The organism is Agromyces sp. Y782, from assembly GCF_059445405.1.
In genome coordinates this window covers 727,743-747,895 of the sequence record NZ_JCAIUG010000002.1, presented here as the reverse complement: position 1 = coordinate 747,895, position 20,153 = coordinate 727,743, and the positions used below count along the sequence as shown (strand labels likewise).

Sequence of the window (20,153 nt, the reverse complement as noted above, 5' to 3'; positions counted from 1 at the left end):
AAGGAGATGCCCGTGAACATGCTCACCACCCTCACTCTGGAAGACGTCGCCGACCGGCTCGCGATCCGAGACCTGGTCGACGCCTATGCGCACCACGCGGACTTCCGTGAGCCCGAGAAGCAGTACGGCCTCACTCATGAGCGCTCTCGTCGTTCGTTCCGGCCGACGTCCTCCCCGACGAACTCGCTCAGGGCACGCGCTTTACTGCGGCCAGTGGACGGCCCGCCTCGAGCCGTTGCGAACCATTGGCCAACGATCCCATTTTAGCCGCGACTGGCCTCGTCGCGCTCATCCGTGTGAGACTGAGCCGCCTCTCGAGCCGTATTGCAGTGGGAGCGGGTACATGGCTGGGTGATTGGTCAAAGGATGCCATTGTTACGCGAGGCTTCTACGGATGCGCGCTATTCCCCGGCCGCTCTGTAGCGCGTCCAACCCCTGTCAAGGAGCCGAAATCCTGCATCGATGGTCGGTCGTGGATTCGTTTCGCGGGTCGCGCTGAGCTGGATGTGCAATGCAAATCGGACGTAGAAGCGGATTTCTTCACTCGGCTCCGTGAGGCCAAGCTCCTCGGTGATCGCGACGACCAAGACGTCCTCGTGACGGAACCACATACTCTCCGCGTAGTCGACGAGGGCAGGGGTCTCTTGCATCAGGGCCAGGATCTGTCTTTGAGGTTCGGACCTCATGGCGGTGATCTCGGAGAGGTAGTACGCCTTCAGGGCGTCAGAGATCGTCGTCCCCGGTGCCCGGCCGCGAACCGCGGTCACAAGGCGTTCGTGCCGCTCGTCTTCGTCACTGAAGACAAGTGCCTCCTTCTGGGGGAAGTGCGTGAAAACGGTCTTGGGCGAGACGTCCGCCTGTTCCGCGATCTCGCGAACCGTGACTGCGTCGAAGCCGCGAGCGAGAAAAAGCGACGTCGCCGCCTCTAGGATCGCCGCCCGTGTTGCCGCCTTCTTGCGTTCGCGCCGTCCCAAAACTGCCGCATCGACCATAGCCCGATCCTACTAGCGTTGGACTATCGCTACATTGACAGCGAAAGTAGTCTCGCTATACTTTGCGTGTGAGTGAAGTTAACCAGAAAGCCACGTCCATAACCGCGAAGACCGACCCACGTCGTAGCGCACCCCGAAGGGAACCCGTGAAAGGCTCGAATGTCGGAAGGCTCGCCTCTGGTGCGGGTCGGCCCGCCCAGCGTCGAACCGCAGGAGCGTTGCTCATCGCCGGGCCTGCGATCTTCTTCATCACCGAGTTCATCGCCGCCGCAGCCTGGACAGATCCGCCGTACAGTTACACGTACCACTTCATCAGCAACCTCGGAGTCGCCGAGCCTTCGACGCTGTTCGGGCAGTATATGTATTCACCTCTCGCGTGGGTGATGAACACCGGGTTCTTCCTGTTCGGCATCATCATTCTCGCTGGCGCCGCGATGCTGCGCGGTCTATACGGCTGGCGCCGCTGGGCAGCGCTTGTGCCCGCGACAATGTTGGCCGTCGGCGGGGTCCTCCTCGCGGTCTTCCCTGGTTCAGGCGAAGCGCTCGAGAACGGCACTGGCGAACTCCACAGCTTCGGCGCGTTCGCAGGCTTCATCGGCGCCAACGTACTGGCTATCGTGCTCGGGAGCATGGGCTGGCGCGCCGGTCTCTCATCGACTGTCCGGAGAACGCTGGTCACGGCCGGCGTGATCGGCCTGTTTGCAACGGCGCTCTACCTTGCTGCGATTTTCACCGCGGGCGACACCGTCATCGGCATCATCGGCTTCATCGAACGCTGCGCCGTCTATCCGTTTCTGATCGGCCTCATCTGCGCGGGAGTGTCGATTTTGAATCGACTGACCCTTACCACCAGAGATTCACGTGCCTACAGAGATTCACGCTTGGCTGCCACGGAATCGCCAGCTGACGCCTGAGTGTTTGCCGTGGCCGGCTGACCTACCTCCGCGGGAGCAGCCGGGGCGCCCCCAACCCCGAGCGCCCCGGCGAACCCTCCCCCAGCCCCTGCATTGAGGGAGTCGAGTCGAGGGACGTAGGAGGCAGGCGTGGAACTTGCGCCCCTCGAGCTTGTTGCCGTCAGCCCGCACCGCTGACAAAGTGCCAGCGCCCGCCGCTGACGTCGAGCAGGATGTCCTCGGGATTCGGAGGCTCCCGCTTGAGCCGACCAATGTCCTCCTCTCGGGCATCCCCGACGGCATCCGACCCGGTACGACGTCGAATCTGCCGGTCCACAAGTACCTCTACGAGTCCGGTCGGATCGCACCAGATGGAACGATCGACTACACGGGCCTCCCTGAAGTCGTGCGGCAGCTCGCCGAGAAGGCGTTGACCGCATCTGCGCAAAGCGCCGCGCGGTTCCAACGGGACGTCGACGGCGTCCTGTGTACGCCTCGGCAGATCATGGATTCGAGCTACGCGCACTACTTCAAGCTTGAGTGCCTGATCTTGCTCGACCCTTCTGATTACGCGGCCGGCGAGCTGAGGGGGGTTCTCGTCGAGTTGTACGGGACCGAGGAAGCGAGCTCTGCGCACCATCGGGCGCTCTTCCGCAAGGCGCTCATACTCCTCAGGAGTGCGCATCACGCCGAAATGCTTGCCGTCTCAGGACTTCGCATGTGGATGCCTGTGGCGGCCCGTCATCGTTTTGAAAAAGGCCCCAAAAAGGCCCCAAGACCCCATTCTCGGCCTTTTCAACGAAAAGAACCCCTGACAAATCTCACGATTCATCAGGGGTTTTCGGTGGATCTGAGGGGACTCGAACCCCTGACCCCCTGCATGCCATGCAGGTGCGCTACCAGCTGCGCCACAGACCCTTACACCCCGTGCGGGGCAACGAATTGAGCTTACACCAGCCCCGGCCCCCTGAAGAAATCGAGCGAGGCTCGACCAGCGGATGCCGCGATGCTCAGTTGCTCGCGGTGAGCAACGGTGCCACCGGCAGTGCCGGGCAGTCGGCCCACAGCCGCTCGAGACCGTAGTAGAGGCGCTCCTCCTGATGGAAGACGTGCACGACGAGGTCGCCGAAATCAAGCAGGATCCAGCGGCCCGCCTGGTGGCCTTCGCGCCGTCGGGTCGGCGTGCCGGCACGGCCGAGCACGTCTTCGATCTCGTCGGCGATCGCGACAACGTTGCGTTCGGAGTTGCCGGTGACGAGAAGGAACACGTCGGCGAAGGGAAGCGGGGCCGACACGTCGAGAGCGACGAGGTCGTCGCCGCCCTTCGAATCAGCTGCCCGCGCCGCGAGCGCGAGTGTGTCGAGTGCCTGGTCGGATGCGGTCATGCGCTCACTTCCGGTGGGTGATGGATGTCTCGGATCAGAACAACCCGGAGATCGAGCCGATGACGAGGGTGGCGACGACGCCGAGTGCGAGCACGCCGGCGGTGACGGCGAGCACGAGCGGCAGGTTCATGCCCTCTTTCTTCGGCGGTGCGATCATGGTGCGCGAAGCGCCCTGCGTACTGATCGCGCGGGTCGCCGCGACGGGCGCGGCGCCGGTGCCGACGTCTTCGACCTGGTCGAAGAGACGGTCGACGTCGGAGGAATCGATATGGCTCGGGTGCACTCCCGTCGCCCCGTAGGAGCGAGGGAGGTCGATCGAGCCGGTGGCGATGATCTCGCCACTCGACGCGATCGGATTGCCGATCGAACCGTTGTCGGGAAGCGTCGGGAGGATGAGCGCGTTCGTCGTGGTCGGAACGCCGTGACTCACACCGCCACGTGAAAGCAACTGGTCGAAGGGCTCGGCCGATTCCACAGGGGTGTTCAGCTGCGACGCCCAGTGGCCGACTGCAGCCGACACTGGGGCCGCAGGATCGGCCTGTCGCGGTGGATGCGTCGGGCTCGCTGCTGCGGGAGGCGGCACCGCAGGCCCAGGCTGCGGGAGGCTTGCGGAGTACTGCGCGGCCTCTTCTTCTTCGAGGTCGAACTCGTCGAGTTGGTTGGAGTCGAGCATCGCGCGAAGCTCGCGCCGGGTGAGCGTGCGCTCGGGCGTCGTCGGCTCTTCGGCAACAGGCCACGGCTGCTCTTGGGGTGCCGGGCGAGCGCTCAACGGTTCTGCCTGCTGCGGGGGTTGCTGCCAGGGAACCTGCTGCTGCGGAGGCTGCTGCCAGGGAACCTGCTGCTGCGGGGGCTGCTGCACAGCAGGCGCCTGCGGCGCGGCTGGAGCCGGCGCGGGCGGCACTGGGCGCGGTGCGAATGGGCTTTGCTGCGGTAGCGGCGCGGCGTAAGGCGAGGTGGGTTCAGCGAACGCACCAGCGGGCCGGGGCGCCGCATACGCGGGGTTCGATCCTGACACCGGAAGCGCCGGTGCGGGAACCGCTTGCGCGGGAGCCACGGGAACGGGCTGCGGCGGCACGGGTGCGGGAGCCGGTGCAGGAACCGCCTGCGGCGGGGCATCCGGGCTCACCGAAGGAACCTGCTGCTCCAGCAGACGCTCGCGTTCGCGTATTTCGCGGCGCGTCAGCGGCGGATCCTGCGACGACGTCATTCGACACTCCGGTAGAGATGGTGCTTGGAGATGTACTGGACGACCCCATCGGGCACCAAGTACCAAACCGGGAAACCCCGGCGCACCCTGCTCCGGCAATCGGTCGACGAGATCGCAAGTGCCGGAACCTCAAGCAAGCTTACGTCTTGCTCCGGCAATCCAGAAACAGACAGCACATGTCCCGGACGACTCACAGCAACGAAGTGCGCAAGATCCCAGAGTTCTTGCACATCTTTCCAGGAGAGGATCTGCGCGATCGCGTCGGCGCCGGTGATGAAGTAGAGGTCGGCATCGGGGCGTTCACGTCGAACATCGCGCAGGGTGTCGATCGTGAACGTCGGCTTCTTGCGGTCGATATCGACCCGGCTCACGGTGAATCTCGGGTTCGATGCCGTGGCGATGACCGTCATCAGATAGCGGTGCTCAGCCTGGGTGACGTTCGACTTGTAGCTCGGCTGGCCGGTCGGCACGAACACGACTTCGTCGAGCTCGAGCGACTGCGCCACTTCGCTTGCCGCGACGAGGTGACCGTGGTGGATGGGATCGAACGTGCCGCCCATGACCCCGATGCGAGGCCGGCGTTCCGCGACCGTCATCTGGCGGCCGCCCGCCTCAGTGGCCGCCGTGCTCGTCTCCGGTGTGACGGGCGGCGTAGGCCGCCGCCTTGGCAGCGTGCCGGTTGGCCACGTCGCGGTACGACGCGACGACGAAACCGAGCGCGGCGAAGATGACGATCGCGATGAGGCCGTAGACCCAAGTCTCCATCGGCAGTTCCCTCGCGTGCACCGTCTCACTCAACACGGTCGAGGTCTGTACTGCGGTGGCTAGGCTCATTCGCCGTTCCTTTCGAATCCTGCGGGTCGTGCTCCGAACAGTCTAGCGAGGTCAGTCGCGCACGTGCCCGGCACCGCGCACGATCCACTTCGTGCTCGTCAATTCGGGGAGCCCCATCGGCCCGCGCGCGTGCAGTTTCTGCGTAGAGATGCCGACCTCTGCACCGAACCCGAACTCTGCGCCGTCGGTGAAGCGGGTGGAGGCGTTGACCATGACCGCCGCGGCATCCACTTCGTTCAGGAATCGTTCGGCGTTGCCGAGGTCGTTCGTGACGATCGACTCCGTGTGCTTGGTGGAATACCGGCGGATGTGGCGCAGGGCGCCGTCGAGCGAGTCGACGACCCCGACCGAGATGTCCAGCGACATGTGCTCGGTCGCCCAGTCCTCATCGGTGACCGCCTGCACCTCGGGCCGGATGGCGCGCACGCGCTCGTCGCCGTGCACGGTGACACCGGATGCCTCGAGGCGAGCCAGCACCGGAGGGAGCAGGCGCTCCGCCGCGCCCGAGTGCACCAGCAACGTCTCGAGTGCGTTGCAGACGCTCGGCCGTTGCGTCTTGGCGTTGTGCACGAGATCGACCGCCCAGTCTTCGCGGGCACTCTCGTCGAGGAACATGTGCACGACGCCGGCTCCCGTTTCGATGACCGGCACCTTCGCCTCGTCGACGACGGCTCTGATGAGCCCGGAGCTGCCGCGCGGGATGAGGACGTCGACGTAGTCGCGGGCCTGCATGAGGTGGCGGGCCCCTGCGCGGCCGAAGTCGTCGACCGTCTGCGCCGCTTCGGCCGGCAGGCCGACCGAGTCGAGTGCGTCGCGAAGCACGCCGAGGAGCACCCGGTTCGTCTGCTCGGCCGCCGTGCCACCTCGGAGCACCACGGCGTTGCCGCTCTTGAGCGCGAGCACTGCGATGTCGATCGTGACGTTCGGTCGTGCTTCGTAGATGGCGCCGATGACGCCCAGCGGCACACGGATCTGATCGATGCGCACGCCATTGGGCAGCGAACGGCCGCTCACGGTGTCGCCGACGGGATCAGCGAGGCCGATCACCTCGCGAACCGCACCGGCGAGAGCGGTGACCCGTCGTTCGTCGAGCGTGAGCCGGTCGAGCAGTCCTGACGCGAGTCCGGCCCCGCGACCCGCTTCGAGGTCGGCGCCGTTCGCCGCGATGATCTCTGCCGAACGGGCTACGAGCAGCACGGCGACCTGTTCGAGCGCCGCGTCCTTCTCGGCCGTCGTGGCCTGTGCCAGGCGGCGGGAGGCGTCTTTCGCGGCGGCGAGGCGGGTGTCGATCACCGAGGCGTCGAAGTCGGGCTGCTCCATGCGACCAGCCTAGGTGAGCGGCGTGTCGCCGTTCACCGTATGACGATCGTCAGGTCGCGCCGGTGGTCACCGCGTTGGGGCCGTCGCCGGGCGACCTTCAGGGGCGGGATCGAACCAAGTGCCGACCGCGGCGCCGGCGAGTGCCTCCGAGACGAGCGGAGTCGAGGTGATGAGCACGGCGGCGCCCGCCTCGGCGGCGATGCGGGCCGCGGAGACCTTGGTCTCCGCTCCCCCGACTCCGACGCCGGCGCCCCCGGCCGCTCCGATCTCGACGCCCGACAAGGGGTCGCCGAACGGCACATGCTCGATGCGTAGCGCGCCGTCGAGGTGCGGCGGCTTCGTGTAGAGCGCATCCACGTCGGAGAGCAGCACGAGAAGTTCGGCGCCGATCAGCTCGGCGACGAGGGCCGCGAGCCGATCGTTGTCGCCGAATCGGATCTCATGGGTCGCGACGGTGTCGTTCTCGTTCACGATCGGCAGGATTCGGAGGGAGAGCAGCCGGTCCATCGCGCGCTGCGCGTTCGAGCGGGGCGTGGCGTTCTCGAGGTCGCCGGCGGTGAGCAGTACCTGACCGGCGAGCACCCCGTAGCGATCGAGGCTCGTCTGGTAGCGCCACATGAGCACGTTCTGGCCGACCGCGGCGGCGGCCTGCTGCGTCGCCAGATCGGATGGCCGGCCGTCGAGGCTGAGGAACGGGATCGCCGTGGCGATCGCCCCTGACGACACGAGCACGACCTCGGCGCCGCGAGCATGTGCGGCGGCGAGGGCATCGACCAACGGCCCGATCTGTTCGGCGTTCTCGCCGCTGATCGACGAAGAGCCGACCTTCACGACGATGCGGGTCGCCGCCGGGATCTCGGACCGATTGCGAGGCGTCATGCGCGCTCCTCGCTGCTCGAGTCCTCCCCGTCGTCGGACACGCCTGCTGGTGGTGGGGCGTCGACGTCGCTGCCTGCGGCAGCCTCTGCCGCCGTCTGCTCATCGAGCTCCGACCACATGCCGGCGCCGCGCTCGCGCTCGAGCTCGGCGCGTGCCTCGGCCTTCGCATCCATGCGCTCGTAGTACTCGCTTCGACGCTCGGCGCGCGTGGCACGCCGGTTCTCGTCGAGACGGATGTCGGATCCGCGCGGCGCGGTGATGAGCTCGGCGGTCGACGTGAGCGTCGGCTCCCAGTCGAAGACGACCCCGGCACCCTTTCCGATGACGACGGCCGAGCCGGCGTCGGCGCCCGCGCGCACGAGTGCGTCTTCGACGCCGAGCTTCGCCAGTCGATCGGCGAGGAAGCCGACGGCTTCATCGTTCGTGAAGTCGGTCTGCTGAACCCACCGCTCGGGCTTCTGTCCGAGTACGCGGTACAGGGTGCCGTAGCTGCCGCCCTCTGCCCGCACGGTGAAGCCGGGGTCGTTGGAGGACTTCGGACGCATGACGATGCGCTCGGGCGCAGGAGCAGCGGCCGCCTCGGCGCGGCTGGCATCGACGAGCTCACCGAGCGCGAAGCCCAACTGGCGAAGGCCCTCATGGCTGACCGTGGAGATCTCGAACACGCGGTAGCCACGGGACTCGAGTTCGGGACGCACGAAGTCGGCGAGTTCGCGTGCCTCGGGCACGTCGATCTTGTTGAGGGCGACGAGCTGTGGGCGTTCGAGCAACGGCACCTGACCCTCGGGAACGGGGTATGCGGCCAACTCGCCGAGGATCACTTCGAGGTCGGTGATGGGGTCGCGACCGGGCTCGAGGGTGGCGCAATCGACGACGTGCAGCAGTGCCGTGCAGCGTTCGACGTGGCGGAGGAACTCGAGGCCGAGCCCTTTGCCCTCGCTCGCGCCCTCGATGAGGCCGGGCACGTCGGCCACGGTGAAGCGGTGGTCGCCCGCCTGCACGACACCGAGGTTCGGGTGCAGCGTCGTGAACGGATAGTCGGCGATCTTCGGTCGAGCCGCCGACAATGCAGCGATGAGGCTCGACTTGCCCGCCGACGGGTAACCGACGAGCGCGACATCCGCGATGGTCTTCAGCTCGAGCGTGATCTCGACCTCGTCGCCGAGCGTGCCGAGGAGCGCGAAGCCGGGCGCCTTGCGCTTCGTACTCGAGAGTGCGGCGTTGCCGAGTCCGCCGAGGCCGCCGGCCGAGGCGACGTAACGCGTGCCCGGCTCGGTGAGGTCGGCCAATTCGACGCCGTGCTCGTCTTTGACGACCGTGCCGATGGGCACGGGCAGCTCGAGAGTCTCGCCGAGCGCGCCGGAGCGGTGATCGCCCATGCCGGGCTGGCCGTTGGAGGAGCTGCGGTGCGAACGCCCGTGATAGGCGAGGAGGGTGGTCACCTGCGGGTCCGCGACGAGCACGATGTCGCCGCCGTGCCCGCCGTTGCCGCCGTCGGGGCCCGCGAGTGGCTTGAACTTCTCACGGCGCACCGAGACGCAGCCGTTCCCGCCATGACCGGCACGCAGGAACAGCGTCACCTCGTCGACGAAGCTGACCATGCTGCACTCTCCAAACCGATGAAAACACGTGAGGGCGAGCCGAAGCCCGCCCTCACGACAACCGTCGATCGACTATTCGCCGACCGCCACGATGTTGATGACCTTGCGGCCGCCCTTGTGACCGAACTGCACCGCGCCGGCCTCGAGTGCGAACAGGGTGTCGTCGCCACCGCGACCGACGCCCGCGCCCGGGTGGAAGTGGGTGCCGCGCTGGCGGACGATGATCTCGCCTGCGCCGACGACCTGGCCACCGAAGCGCTTCACGCCGAGGCGCTGTGCGTTGGAGTCACGACCGTTGCGAGTAGAGCTCGCTCCCTTTTTGTGTGCCATTAGCTGCTCTCCTCAGGCTCTACTTGATTCCGGTGACCTTGACGCGCGTCAGGTCTTGACGGTGACCCTGGCGCTTCTTGTAACCGGTCTTGTTCTTGAACTTCTGAATCACGATCTTCGGGCCGCGGAGGTCGTTGAGAACCTCGGCCGTAACCGTGATCTTCTCGAGCGACTTCGCGTCGGAGGTGATCTTGTCGCCGTCGACGAGGAGCACCGCGGCGAGCGTGACGTTGCCGTCTTTGTCTGCCTTGACGCGATCCATCGTCACGATGGTGCCGACTTCGACCTTCTCCTGCCGACCGCCGGCGCGCACTACTGCGTAAACCACTCTTCGTACCTATCTCTGGGGAAACCCGGGGGCTCCAACTGTCTGATGGGGTGTCACTGCGCGGGACCTCAGCGGGAAGAAGGGGTCGTCACTGCCAGAAAACGCTGGTGCAGATGAACTGCAAGCGGGCACACCGGGATAAGCGGTGGCACCAACGGTCGAGTTTATCCGATGTCGGGGGGCCGGTCAAACGCGCGGCCCACGGCGAGTCGTCGCCACCCGCGCATAGGATCGCAACATGACCGTGCTGATCGACACGCCGCTCTGGCCGAAGCACGGAACCGTGTGGGCGCATCTCGTCAGCGACGAGTCGATCGAGGAGCTCCACGCTTTCGCGCAGCGGGCCGATCTCCCGCCGAGATCCTTCGACCTCGACCACTACGACGTGCCGGTCGAACGCTACGACGACCTCGTGGCGGCGGGCGCCCAGGCCGTCTCGCCAAGGGAGCTCGTGGTGCGACTCCGCCGAAGCGGGCTGCGCGTCACGCCGCGTGAGCGACGCGAGCGCGCAGCCCGACGCTCACTCGGCTGAGTCGGATGCCCCGTCGTCGCCCGAGCCGTCGGCCCGGGTGATGACGGGTGCCGCGCCGGCCGTGCTGAGTGCCGCCGTGGAGACGCGACGACTGCGCGTACGCCCCTCACCGGCCTTCTTGGGAGCGGGCAGTGCGTCGAGCACCGAATCGAGGAGCACCTCGGTCTCGGCGAGGCGCGCCGGGCGCTTGCGCTCGACCGGCGGCACGGGCAGGTCGAGGATCTGCGGAACCTCGGACGCTTGATCGGCTGCGTTCGGTGCTTCGTCTGCTGCGTCGGGTGCAGGTGCCGTGGGTGCGGCACCCTGCTCCTGCGAGACGCGGCGGTGACGGCCGCGGCGACGAGAGCCCGCCGACTCGGCCGACTTCTCGGCGGTATCGGCCTTGGGGGCGCGCTCGGCGACGGTCGATCGCTCGGCGACGGTCGATTCTGCCGCTGGCGTCTCGGCCGCGGCATCCGCCTCGTGCTGCTCGGGCTTCTGCTCGGTGTGCGGAATCGTCGACGCCGCGATCTGCGCGAGCGCGTTCTTCACGTCATCGGTGATGGCGTGGGTGCCGGTGTGCGTCTTCGGCTCAGCGGGCGCCTGCGTCGACTGCTGCTGGTTGCCACCGCGACCGCGACCGCGACGCTCGGGCTGCTGCTGCTGCGCGGAGCGGTGCTTCACGACGGGCTCGTGGTGCACGATGATGCCGCGACCCGCACAGATCTCGCACGGCTCGCTGAACGACTCGAGCAGCCCGAGACCGAGCTTCTTGCGGGTCATCTGCACGAGGCCGAGCGAGGTGACCTCGGCGACCTGGTGCTTCGTGCGGTCCCTCGAGAGGCACTCGACGAGACGGCGCAGCACGAGATCGCGATTGGTCTCGAGCACCATGTCGATGAAGTCGACGACGATGATGCCGCCGATGTCGCGGAGCCGAAGCTGGCGAACGATCTCTTCTGCCGCCTCGAGGTTGTTCTTCGTGACCGTCTCTTCGAGGTTGCCGCCCGAGCCGACGAACTTGCCGGTGTTGACGTCGACGACGGTCATCGCCTCGGTGCGGTCGATCACGAGCGAGCCGCCCGAAGGCAGCCACACCTTGCGGTCGAGCGCCTTCTCGATCTGTTCGCTGATGCGGAACTCCTCGAAGGAGTCGCGCTCACCGGTGTACGCGTCTACGCGCTCGAGCAGATCGGGAGCGACGGCACGAAGGTACCGCTCGATGGTCTGGCGCGCGTCGTCGCCCTCGATGACCATCTTCTGGAAGTCTTCGTTGAAGACGTCGCGCACGATCTTGATGAGCAGGTCGGGCTCGGAGTGCAGCAGCGCGGGCGCCTGCACTTTCTCGAGCTGCGTGGCGATCTCGGCCCACTGCGCGATGAGGCGGTTCACATCGAGGGTGAGTTGCTCTTCGGTCGCGCCCTCGGCGGCGGTGCGCACGATGACGCCCTGGTTGTCGGGCAGCACCTCTTTGAGGATCTTCTTCAGGCGCGCACGCTCGGTGTCGGGGAGCTTGCGGCTGATGCCGTTCATCGAGCCGTTGGGCACGTACACGAGGTAGCGGCCGGGCAGCGAGACCTGGCTCGTGAGCCGGGCGCCCTTGTGACCGACCGGGTCTTTCGTGACCTGCACGAGCACCCGGTCGCCGGGCTTCAAGGCGAGCTCGATGCGGCGAGGCTGGTTCTTCTCGCCGTTCTCGGCTGCGGCTTCCCAGTCGACTTCGCCCGAGTAGAGCACCGCATTGCGGCCCCGGCCGATGTCGACGAACGCGGCCTCCATGCTGGGCAGCACGTTCTGCACGCGGCCGAGATAGACGTTGCCGATGAGCGACGCTTCTTGGTTGCGGGCGACGTAGTGCTCGACGAGCACTCCGTCTTCGAGCACGCCGATCTGGATGCGGCCGCCCTTCTCGCGCACGACCATCGAACGGTCGACCGACTCGCGCCGGGCGAGGAACTCGGCCTCGGTGATCACCGCACGGCGGCGACCGGCGTCGCGGCCGTCACGTCGGCGCTGCTTCTTCGCCTCGAGGCGCGTGGAGCCCTTGACCTTCTGCGGCTCGGTGATGAGTTCGACCTCGCGGGGCTTGCGCACCTTGACGACCGTGTTCGCCGGCTCGTCGGTGTTCGAGCGCCCCTCTTCGCCGCTGCGGCGTCGAGTGCGCCGGCGCACCGTCGAGGACTCCTCTTCGTCGGGCTCGCGATCGCGACCTCCTCGGTCACGGTCGCGATCGCCCGAGTCGCGTTCGTCGCGTTCGTCGCGATCGCCACGCTCCGAGCGTTCCGGGCGCTCCGATGCGACGAGCACCGGCGGCGCGTGGAAGATCAGCGACGTCGTCGAGAGCGCGGCCGGGATCGGCGACACCGATGAGGGTGACTTCGTCTCGGCGACGGGCTCCGGTGTCGGCGGCGCCTCGACCACGGAGGCGACGGATGCTTCGTCGCCGCCGTCGACCGCGACGTCGGTGCCAGCCGTGAGCGACGCCTCGACGCCGCTGCCCTCTTGGGTCTCGGCATCGACGGCCGGGCTCGACTGCGTGACCCCGGCTTCCGTCACGGGAGTCTCCGGCGTCTCGGCCGGCACCACCGGTTCGGTCGCCTTCGATCGGCCACCGCGACGCGAGCCGAACAGGCCTCCACGCCGCCGGGTCGGGCCGTTGCCGGCCTCGGGTTCGTTCGTGTTCTTCTCGTTGCCTTCCACCATCTCTGGTGCACTCCTACGCCGGTTTCGACGGCCGCGCCGTCGTACCGTACTCGTCTGGAGCGGCCTCGCGCTTCGCGCTGAGCCGCTGAATCCTTCATAACTGCGACCGGCAGGTTGCCTTGTCGCCACGTCTCGCGGTGCGTTCACCGCCTACTCGGATGCACTGCATCCTCAAGCCCTCATTGGCGTCGTGTCGGGCGCGGCCCGGACGACTCAATCGATTATCGCATGCTCTCGCAGGTGAGGTCGGAATCGGCATGCCATAATCCGAGCATGCCGGACTCCTCCCGACGTTCCAGACCCGTCGCCCTCGCGATCTTCCTCGTCGTCGCAGGGGCCATCGGCCTCTACGCGGCGTTCGAACTGTCGATCGAGAAGGTGCTGACGCTGAGCGATCCTTCGCACGTGCCGTCGTGCAATGTCGGCGTGCTGGTCGGCTGCGGCACGAATCTCGCGTCGTGGCAGGGCGCGCTGTTCGGCTTCCCGAACCCGTTCATCGGCCTCATAGCCTGGCCCGTGGTGATCACGGTCGGGGTGGCGATCCTCGCCGGTGCGACGTTCGCCCGATGGTTCTGGGCGGTGTTCAACGTCGGCGTCGCCGGGGCGCTCGTCTTCGTGGGGTGGCTCATCTTCCAGAGCATCTACGTGCTCGACGTGCTCTGCCCGTGGTGCATGCTCACCTGGGCGGTCACGATCCCGACGTTCTGGGCTCTTACGCTCTACAACCTGCGTGAGGGACATATTCCGGGTTCGGCACGTGTCCGTCGCCTCGCCGGCGCCTGGCTCGGCTGGGTGCCGCTCATCACGGTCATCTGCTACGCGATCGTCATACTGCTCGCGCAAGCGCAGATGGACGCGATCCCGCGGGTGATGATCGACTTGCAGAACCTGTTCAGCTGACACGGGGATGCCGCGGCGATCGGGTCGCCCGGTCGCCGCGGCATCCGCTCGTCGTTCAGGCGTTCAGAACCAGAGCGCGAGCTCGCGCTCGGCCGAGTCGACCGAGTCGGAGCCGTGCACGAGATTCTGCTGCACCTTCAGGCCCCAGTCGCGGCCGTAGTCGCCCCGGATCGTGCCGGGCGCGGCGGTCGTGGGGTCGGTCGTGCCCGCGAGCACCCGGAAGCCCTCGATCACACGGTTGCCGGCGACCCGCATCGCGACGATGGAACCGGACTCCATGAACTCGATGAGCGGCTCGTAGAACGGCTTGCCCTCGTGTTCGGCGTAGTGGCGGGCGAGCAGCTCGCGGTCGGCCAGCACCAGCCTGATGTCGACGAGCGAGTACCCCTTCGCCTCGATGCGCCGGAGGATCTCGCCAGTGAGGTTGCGGGCGACGCCGTCGGGCTTGACGAGCACGAGGGTCTCTTCGATCGGAGTGGTCATTCCTGTTCCTTCCATTGAGCGGCCGCGGCCGCTCGTTCTCGGTCGATTCGTGCGCCGGCGACCATGCAGTACCACCACATGCCGCCGAAGAGCGCGCCCACGACGAACATCGCAGGGTTGAGGAAGCCTGCCGCGAGGATGAGCGCCTGGATCACCCAGCCGAGCAGATAGGCCCACTGGTATCGAAGGAGCCCGATCGTCGCGATCAGCCCGATGATGATGACACCGCCGGCGATGAGGGCGACCCATGACGGCAGTGCGCCTTCGCCTTCGCCCTGGGCGAGCCCCCAAATGACGAGGGCGGCGAGGAAGACGACGATGACTTCGAAGGCGAGCACGATGGTGGCGAGGGTCTGACGCACCGAGCGCGCGCCGGCGCTTGGCGCGGTACCCGCAGCACCGTCACGCACACGGTCGGAGTCACCCTCGGGTGCGGGCTCCTGAGATGACATCGAGTCGCTCAAGCTCGCCCCCATCCGCGATCCGAGGCGATGCCGATCGCCTCACCGACGAGCACGATCGACCCCGCGACGACGACCGCGCGCTTCGGCGCCGCAGCCGCCCAGCTTCGCGCCTCGTCGAGTGCGTCGTCGAGCCGCGCAACGAGGTCGACGCGATCTGCGCCGACGACGCGCGCGACGGATGCCGCGAGCTCGTCTGCACCGATCGCGCGTTCGGATGCCGGCGCGGTGACGATGAAGCGAGCCCCGCCCGGCGAGAGGGCGGTGACGATGCCGTCGACGTCCTTTCCAGCGAGCACGCCGAGTACGAAGACGACCTCCTCGAAATCGAAGTACTCCTCGAGTGCAGCGGTCAGCGAAGCAGCGCCGTGCGGGTTGTGCGCGGCGTCGACGAGCACGGGGGGCTCGGTGCCGACCATCTGAAGGCGCCCGGGCGAGGTCGTCAGGCCGAGACCCTGCTGCAGCACCTCGTCGGCCAGTCGCATCGTGCCGGCGCCGAGGAACGACTCGACGGCGGCGATCGCGACGGCGGCGTTCTCCGCCTGGTGGCGCCCGAAGAGCGGCAGGGCGAGATCGCGATACTCCCCCGCGAGTCCCCTCACAGAGATGAGCTGACCGCCGACGGCGACCCGCGAGTCGAGCACTGCGAAGGCGCCGCCCTCGACGGCGAAGGTGCCGTCGTGCTCGGCGGTCGTGTCGCGCAGCACGGTGAGCGCTTCGGGTGTCTGGAAGGCGGTGACGACAGCTGCGTCGCGCTTGATGATGCCTGCCTTGGTGCGGGCGATCTGCTCGATCGTCGTACCGAGTGCCGACTCGTGATCGAGGGCGATCGGCGTGAAGACCGCCACCTGGCCGTCGGCGACGTTCGTCGAGTCCCATTCGCCGCCCATGCCGACCTCGAGCACGACGACGTCGACGGGGGCATCGGCGAAGCACGCGAACGCGAGCACGGTCAGCGCTTCGAAGAAGGTGAGCCGCGGTTCTCCGGCGGCGTCGAGGTCGGTGTCGACGAGGAGGATGAACGGTGCGATCTCCTCCCAGTTGCGGGCGATCGCCTCGTCGGTGATCGGCTCGCCGTCGATGAGGATGCGTTCGGTGAAGCGCTCGAGGTGCGGACTCGTCATGAGGCCGGTACGAAGGCCACCGGCACGCAGTATCGATTCGACCATGCGACTGGTCGAGGTCTTGCCGTTGGTACCGGTGATGTGGATCACCGGTGCCGCCCGGTGCGGGTCGCCGAGCATCTCGACCGCGCGCCGGGTGGCGCTGAGGCGAGGCTCGGGGGCGGCTTCGCCGACCCGATCGAGGAGGCTCCGGTAGACGGCGTCGGCCGCCTCGGTGTAGTCGGACTCGTCGGTCATGCCTTCGCCACCCTTACGATCAGGCGAGAGGATTCGCCCACGGGTCGCGCCTCGTCACCGGGTTCGCCGGCGACCACTGCCAGCTCGGTCGCGAGCGTCTCGCCCGCGATCAGCTCCCGGTGCGTCTCGGCGGCGGCAGCACCGGCCGCATCGAGGGTGAGCTCGAGCCGGATGCGGTCGCCGACGTCGAGCCCGGCCGCCTTCCGCGACTCCTGCACGGCGCGCACGACGTCGCGTGCGAGGCCCTCGGCCTCGAGTTCGGACGTCGTCGCCGTGTCGAGGATCACGAAGCCGCCGTCGGCGAGCAGCGCGAGTGCACTCGACCCGTTGCCGGCTCCGCCTGCCTCGAGCACGAGATCGTACTCCCCCGGCTCGAGTGGGATGCCGCCCGCGACGACCGACTCGCCGTCGACGCTCCAGTCGCCCGTGCGAGCGGCCTGGATCGCCTGCTGCACGGTCTTGCCGAGGCGCGGCCCCGCTGCGCGCGCGTTGACGGTGAGCCGCTTGGTCACTCCGAACGCCTCGGCGCTCGACCCGTCGAGGGTGACGAGGTCGACGGCTTTCACGTTGAGCTCATCACGGAGGATGGACTCGAACGGCGCGAGCGCAGCGGCATCCGTCGCCACGACCGTGAGCCTCGCGAGCGGGAGCCGCACGCGACGACCCGACTGCTTGCGCAACGACAGCGTCGCCGAGCTGATCTCGCGCACGGCGTCCATCGCGGCGACGAGCTCGTGATCGACCGGGAATCCGGCCGCGTCGGGCCAGTCGGCGAGGTGCACGCTGCGACCGCCCGTGAGGCCGCGCCAGATGCGGTCGGAGACGAGCGGCAGCAGCGGCGCTGCGAGGCGCGTGAGCGTCTCGAGCACCGTGTAGAGGGTGTCGAACGCTTCGCGGCCCGACCCGTCGGCGCCGACGCCCACCCAGAACCGGTCACGCGAGCGGCGTACGTACCAGTTGGTCAGCACGTCGCCGAAGTCGCGGAGCTTGGCGGCGGCGAGCGGCGAGTCGAACTCTTCGAAGTCGGCCGTGACCGAGGTCACGAGCTCGCCGAGCTTGGCGAGCAGGTAGCGGTCGAGCACGTCGGTCGAGTCCGTGCGAGCGGATGCCTCGTAGCCGCCCTGGCGGGCCGTGTTCGCGTACAACGAGAAGAAGTACCACGTGCTCCAGAGCGGCAGCATGAACTGGCGCACGCCCTCGCGGATGCCCTCTTCGGTGACGACGAGGTTGCCGCCCCGCAGCACCGAACTCGACATCAGGAACCAGCGCATCGCGTCGGAACCGTCGCGCTCGAAGACCTCGGAGACATCGGGATAGTTGCGCAGCGACTTCGACATCTTCTGACCGTCGCTGCCGAGCACGATGCCGTGGCTCACGACGTTCGAGAACGCACGCCGGTCGAACAGCGCGGTCGAGAGCACATGCATGACGTAGAACCAGCCGCGCGTCTGCCCGATGTACTCGACGATGAAGTCGGCGGGGTTGTGGCTGTCGAACCACTCCTGGTTCTCGAACGGGTAGTGCACCTGGGCGAAGGGCATCGAGCCCGAGTCGAACCACACGTCGAAGATGTCGGGGATGCGCCGCATCGTCGAGCGACCGGTGGGGTCGTCGGGATTCGGCCGCACGAGCTCGTCGATGTAGGGGCGGTGCAGATCGGGCTGGCCGTCGGGGTTCACCGGCAGCCGGCCGAAGTCGCGCTCGAGTTCTTCGAGCGAGCCGTAGACGTCGATGCGGGGGTACTCGGGGTCGTCGCTCTTCCAGACCGGGATCGGCGAGCCCCAGTAGCGGTTGCGGCTGATCGACCAGTCGCGGGCGCCGGCGACCCACTTGCCGAACTGCCCGTCTTTCACGTTGTCGGGCACCCAGTTGATGTCTTGATTGAGCTCGCCCATGCGGTCGCGGAGCTCGGGCACGCGGATGAACCAGCTCGAGACGGCCTTGTAGATCAGCGGGTTGCGGCAGCGCCAGCAGTGCGGGTATGAGTGCTCGTAGCTCGCCTGGCGGAGCAGGCGCCCCTCGGCCTTGATGAGCTGGGTGAGCGGCTTGTTGGCGTCGCTCCACAGCAGCCCCGCGACATCCGTCACCGCCGGCAGGAACTTGCCGCCCTCGTCGACCGAGATGACGACCGGGATGCCGGCGGCCTCTGAGATCTTCTGGTCTTCCTCGCCGTAAGCGGGCGCCTGGTGCACGATGCCCGTGCCGTCTTCGGTCGTGACGTAGTCGGCGACGAGGATGCGCCACGCGTTCTGGAGCCCGTACCCCTCGACGTCGGCGTAGTAGTCGAAGAGCCGGTCGTAGTCGACACCCTCGAGCTCGGCGCCGCGCACGGTGCGCGAGACCGCGGCGCGCGCCTCGTCGGCGGAGTCGTAGCCGAGGTCTTTCGCGTAGTTGCCGACGAGATCGATGGCGATGAGGTACTCGCCGCCGAGCACTTCGGTGTCGGATGTCACTGCACCTGACGTCGCCGTGCCGGCCTTCTCGCGCAGCACGGTCGCGTCGGGCGTGCCGTTCGGTCCGGCGGGAACGACCGCGTACTCGATGTCGGGCCCGACGGCGAGTGCGAAGTTCGTCGGAAGCGTCCACGGCGTCGTCGTCCACGCGAGGGCGCGCACGGCGGTGAGCCCGAGCGACTCCGCCTTCGGTCCGACCAGCGGGAACGTCACGGTGACCGTCTGGTCTTGCCGCATCTTGTAGACGTCGTCGTCCATGCGCAGCTCGTGATTCGAGAGCGGCGTCTGGTCGCGCCAGCAGTACGGCAGCACCCGGTAGCCCTCGTAGGCGAGGCCCTTGTCGTGCAGCGTCTTGAACGCCCAGATGACCGACTCCATGAAGGTCACGTCGAGCGTCTTGTAGTCGTGCTCGAAGTCCACCCAGCGGGCCTGCCGCGTGACGTACTCCTGCCACTCCTTCGTATAGCGGAGCACGGCGTCTTTTGCGGCCTGGTTGAAGGCCGCGATGCCCATCTCCTCGATCTCGCTCTTGTCGACGATGCCGAGCTGGCGCTCAGCCTCGAGCTCGGCGGGCAGGCCGTGCGTGTCCCAGCCGAAGCGACGGTGCACCTGCTTGCCGCGCATGGTCTGGAACCGCGGGAAGAGGTCTTTCGCGTACCCCGTGAGCAGGTGCCCGTAATGCGGCAGGCCGTTGGCGAACGGCGGGCCGTCGTAGAACACCCACTCGGGTGCGCCCTCGCGCTGGTCGATCGAGGCCTGGAAGGTGCCGTCGGCCTTCCAGAAGGCGAGCACCTCGCGCTCGACGGCGGGAAAATCGGGTGAGGGGGCGACACCGTGGTCGTCTGGGGTCCGGGGGTACACGCTCGCTCCTTGCGGGGACGGATGCTCTCGCGAGGACGCCGGTGCTCGAACGAGCTCCCGACGCGGTACCACCTCGCTTGCGAGTCGCGCCTTGCGACCGACTCGCCCCTCGTTGCCGGCTGTGACGGGCCGCCCCGTTCGGTTCTACTGGCGAGCGGATGCCGCGAGACATCTGTTCGTGTTCTTCCGAAGACTCCCCGGTGATGGCCGGATCGGTGTCGTTGTCGTCAAGACTACCGCGTCGGCATGGGGCGAAGCACGCCCGATGCCTGCGGCGCGGAGCGGTAGGCCTCGCGGATCAGGGCGAGGAGGGCCGCCTCGGGCAGATCGTGGTTCTTCGCTTCGTCGACGAGGTCGTAGACGGCGCCGGCGAGCGCGGCATGGCCGCCGATGCGCACGGCGACCACAGCACCGCGGCCGCGGTGCAGCTCGATGAGGTGCTCGTCGCGCAGGCGGTGGTACGCCCGCAGCACCGTGTGCACGTTGAGTTCGAGCGACGCGGCGAGGTCGCGAGCGGCGGGCAGGCGCTCGCCGCCCGAGAGGCGCCCGTCGATGATCGAGGCCCTGATGCCGGACGCGAGTTGTTCGAACAGCGGTGCTTCGAGGGTCGGATCGAGACGAATCAGCACACTCAAAGTCTATTGTTCTATC

Annotated in this window: 21 protein-coding genes and 1 tRNA gene; 4 read left to right on the top strand and 18 right to left on the bottom strand. The window is 67.6% G+C overall.

The window, feature by feature from the left end; genetic code table 11:
• The first annotated feature begins 12 nt into the window (after positions 1-12).
• Positions 13-267, top strand: coding sequence for a hypothetical protein (locus AC1C2S_RS17675; protein WP_495353907.1), 255 nt, complete (start codon positions 13-15; stop codon positions 265-267).
• Positions 268-401: 134 nt separating this feature from the next.
• Here the strand turns inward: AC1C2S_RS17675 and AC1C2S_RS17670 are convergent, their stop codons facing one another.
• Positions 402-992 carry a TetR/AcrR family transcriptional regulator gene (locus AC1C2S_RS17670; RefSeq protein ID WP_495353906.1) on the bottom strand — a complete coding sequence of 197 codons (591 nt, stop codon included), beginning with the start codon at positions 990-992 and terminating at the stop codon, positions 402-404.
• Positions 993-1,138: 146 nt separating this feature from the next.
• Here AC1C2S_RS17670 and AC1C2S_RS17665 point away from each other — a divergent pair, with 146 nt between their 5' ends.
• Positions 1,139-1,906, top strand: coding sequence for a DUF998 domain-containing protein (locus tag AC1C2S_RS17665; protein ID WP_495353905.1), 768 nt, complete (start codon positions 1,139-1,141; stop codon positions 1,904-1,906).
• Between the two features lie 160 nt (positions 1,907-2,066).
• Here the strand turns inward: AC1C2S_RS17665 and AC1C2S_RS17660 are convergent, their stop codons facing one another.
• From AC1C2S_RS17660 to rplU, 11 genes are all read right to left on the bottom strand, one after another.
• Positions 2,067-2,573 carry a hypothetical protein gene (locus AC1C2S_RS17660; protein ID WP_495353904.1) on the bottom strand — a complete coding sequence of 169 codons (507 nt, stop codon included), beginning with the start codon at positions 2,571-2,573 and terminating at the stop codon, positions 2,067-2,069.
• Between the two features lie 157 nt (positions 2,574-2,730).
• Positions 2,731-2,803 (bottom strand) — tRNA-Ala (locus AC1C2S_RS17655).
• A gap of 92 nt (positions 2,804-2,895) precedes the next feature.
• Positions 2,896-3,270 (bottom strand): ribosome silencing factor, encoded by a 375-nt coding sequence (rsfS, locus tag AC1C2S_RS17650; protein ID WP_495353903.1) that lies wholly within the window; start codon positions 3,268-3,270, stop codon positions 2,896-2,898.
• A gap of 34 nt (positions 3,271-3,304) precedes the next feature.
• Positions 3,305-4,129: a hypothetical protein gene (locus AC1C2S_RS17645; protein WP_495353902.1), complete on the bottom strand. Its 825-nt coding sequence runs from the start codon at positions 4,127-4,129 to the stop codon at positions 3,305-3,307.
• A 344-nt stretch (positions 4,130-4,473) separates the two neighbouring features.
• Complete coding sequence (gene nadD, locus AC1C2S_RS17640) at positions 4,474-5,073, bottom strand: nicotinate-nucleotide adenylyltransferase (protein WP_495353901.1); 600 nt, start codon at positions 5,071-5,073, stop codon at positions 4,474-4,476.
• A gap of 16 nt (positions 5,074-5,089) precedes the next feature.
• A complete protein-coding gene (locus AC1C2S_RS17635) occupies positions 5,090-5,311 on the bottom strand; it encodes a hypothetical protein (protein WP_495353900.1) in 222 nt (73 codons plus the stop codon).
• A 51-nt stretch (positions 5,312-5,362) separates the two neighbouring features.
• Positions 5,363-6,631 carry a glutamate-5-semialdehyde dehydrogenase gene (locus AC1C2S_RS17630; RefSeq protein WP_495353899.1) on the bottom strand — a complete coding sequence of 423 codons (1,269 nt, stop codon included), beginning with the start codon at positions 6,629-6,631 and terminating at the stop codon, positions 5,363-5,365.
• Positions 6,632-6,697: 66 nt separating this feature from the next.
• On the bottom strand, positions 6,698-7,510 hold the full coding sequence (gene proB, locus AC1C2S_RS17625) for a glutamate 5-kinase (protein ID WP_495353898.1): 813 nt from the start codon (positions 7,508-7,510) through the stop codon (positions 6,698-6,700).
• Complete coding sequence (obgE, locus tag AC1C2S_RS17620; RefSeq protein ID WP_495353897.1) at positions 7,507-9,111, bottom strand: GTPase ObgE; 1,605 nt, start codon at positions 9,109-9,111, stop codon at positions 7,507-7,509. The genes proB and obgE overlap by 4 nt, the downstream gene beginning before the upstream one ends.
• Before the next feature lie 72 nt (positions 9,112-9,183).
• Positions 9,184-9,441, bottom strand: a complete 258-nt coding sequence (gene rpmA, locus AC1C2S_RS17615; RefSeq protein WP_022892059.1) for a 50S ribosomal protein L27 — start codon at positions 9,439-9,441, stop codon at positions 9,184-9,186.
• Positions 9,442-9,460: 19 nt separating this feature from the next.
• Positions 9,461-9,769: a 50S ribosomal protein L21 gene (gene rplU / locus AC1C2S_RS17610; protein ID WP_495353896.1), complete on the bottom strand. Its 309-nt coding sequence runs from the start codon at positions 9,767-9,769 to the stop codon at positions 9,461-9,463.
• A 238-nt stretch (positions 9,770-10,007) separates the two neighbouring features.
• On the opposite strand from rplU, the gene AC1C2S_RS17605 reads away from it, so the two are divergent.
• Complete coding sequence (locus AC1C2S_RS17605) at positions 10,008-10,301, top strand: DUF4031 domain-containing protein (protein ID WP_495353895.1); 294 nt, start codon at positions 10,008-10,010, stop codon at positions 10,299-10,301.
• Here AC1C2S_RS17605 and AC1C2S_RS17600 read toward each other — a convergent pair.
• Positions 10,290-12,983, bottom strand: coding sequence for an Rne/Rng family ribonuclease (locus AC1C2S_RS17600; RefSeq protein ID WP_495353894.1), 2,694 nt, complete (start codon positions 12,981-12,983; stop codon positions 10,290-10,292). The two genes, AC1C2S_RS17605 and AC1C2S_RS17600, sit on opposite strands and share 12 nt — an antisense overlap.
• 273 nt (positions 12,984-13,256) lie before the next feature.
• Here AC1C2S_RS17600 and AC1C2S_RS17595 point away from each other — a divergent pair, with 273 nt between their 5' ends.
• On the top strand, positions 13,257-13,883 hold the full coding sequence (locus AC1C2S_RS17595) for a vitamin K epoxide reductase family protein (protein ID WP_495353893.1): 627 nt from the start codon (positions 13,257-13,259) through the stop codon (positions 13,881-13,883).
• Positions 13,884-13,946: 63 nt separating this feature from the next.
• Here the strand turns inward: AC1C2S_RS17595 and ndk are convergent, their stop codons facing one another.
• The 5 genes from ndk to AC1C2S_RS17570 form a co-directional block, all read right to left on the bottom strand.
• A complete protein-coding gene (gene ndk / locus AC1C2S_RS17590; RefSeq protein ID WP_495353892.1) occupies positions 13,947-14,366 on the bottom strand; it encodes a nucleoside-diphosphate kinase in 420 nt (139 codons plus the stop codon).
• On the bottom strand, positions 14,363-14,818 hold the full coding sequence (locus AC1C2S_RS17585) for a DUF4233 domain-containing protein (protein WP_495353891.1): 456 nt from the start codon (positions 14,816-14,818) through the stop codon (positions 14,363-14,365). The genes ndk and AC1C2S_RS17585 overlap by 4 nt, the downstream gene beginning before the upstream one ends.
• Positions 14,819-14,826: 8 nt before the next feature.
• Positions 14,827-16,188 (bottom strand): bifunctional folylpolyglutamate synthase/dihydrofolate synthase, encoded by a 1,362-nt coding sequence (locus AC1C2S_RS17580; protein ID WP_495353890.1) that lies wholly within the window; start codon positions 16,186-16,188, stop codon positions 14,827-14,829.
• Positions 16,185-19,502: an isoleucine--tRNA ligase gene (gene ileS / locus AC1C2S_RS17575; RefSeq protein WP_495353889.1), complete on the bottom strand. Its 3,318-nt coding sequence runs from the start codon at positions 19,500-19,502 to the stop codon at positions 16,185-16,187. The genes AC1C2S_RS17580 and ileS overlap by 4 nt, the downstream gene beginning before the upstream one ends.
• A 233-nt stretch (positions 19,503-19,735) precedes the next feature.
• Positions 19,736-20,131 (bottom strand): GntR family transcriptional regulator, encoded by a 396-nt coding sequence (locus AC1C2S_RS17570; RefSeq protein ID WP_495353888.1) that lies wholly within the window; start codon positions 20,129-20,131, stop codon positions 19,736-19,738.
• Between the last annotated feature and the right edge of the window lie 22 nt (positions 20,132-20,153).

Excerpts from the sequence above, each read along its gene's own strand:
- AC1C2S_RS17670 (WP_495353906.1), bottom strand. The coding sequence starts at position 992 with ATGGTCGATGCGGCAGTTTTGGGACGGCGCGAACGCAAGAAGGCGGCA.
- rsfS (WP_495353903.1), bottom strand. The coding sequence starts at position 3,270 with ATGACCGCATCCGACCAGGCACTCGACACACTCGCGCTCGCGGCGCGG.
- nadD (WP_495353901.1), bottom strand. The coding sequence starts at position 5,073 with ATGACGGTCGCGGAACGCCGGCCTCGCATCGGGGTCATGGGCGGCACG.
- AC1C2S_RS17635 (WP_495353900.1), bottom strand. The coding sequence starts at position 5,311 with ATGAGCCTAGCCACCGCAGTACAGACCTCGACCGTGTTGAGTGAGACG.
- AC1C2S_RS17630 (WP_495353899.1), bottom strand. The coding sequence starts at position 6,631 with ATGGAGCAGCCCGACTTCGACGCCTCGGTGATCGACACCCGCCTCGCC.
- proB (WP_495353898.1), bottom strand. The coding sequence starts at position 7,510 with ATGACGCCTCGCAATCGGTCCGAGATCCCGGCGGCGACCCGCATCGTC.
- obgE (WP_495353897.1), bottom strand. The coding sequence starts at position 9,111 with ATGGTCAGCTTCGTCGACGAGGTGACGCTGTTCCTGCGTGCCGGTCAT.
- rpmA (WP_022892059.1), bottom strand. The coding sequence starts at position 9,441 with ATGGCACACAAAAAGGGAGCGAGCTCTACTCGCAACGGTCGTGACTCC.
- AC1C2S_RS17605 (WP_495353895.1), top strand. The coding sequence starts at position 10,008 with ATGACCGTGCTGATCGACACGCCGCTCTGGCCGAAGCACGGAACCGTG.
- AC1C2S_RS17600 (WP_495353894.1), bottom strand. The coding sequence starts at position 12,983 with ATGGTGGAAGGCAACGAGAAGAACACGAACGAACCCGAGGCCGGCAAC.
- AC1C2S_RS17595 (WP_495353893.1), top strand. The coding sequence starts at position 13,257 with ATGCCGGACTCCTCCCGACGTTCCAGACCCGTCGCCCTCGCGATCTTC.
- ndk (WP_495353892.1), bottom strand. The coding sequence starts at position 14,366 with ATGACCACTCCGATCGAAGAGACCCTCGTGCTCGTCAAGCCCGACGGC.
- AC1C2S_RS17585 (WP_495353891.1), bottom strand. The coding sequence starts at position 14,818 with ATGTCATCTCAGGAGCCCGCACCCGAGGGTGACTCCGACCGTGTGCGT.
- AC1C2S_RS17580 (WP_495353890.1), bottom strand. The coding sequence starts at position 16,188 with ATGACCGACGAGTCCGACTACACCGAGGCGGCCGACGCCGTCTACCGG.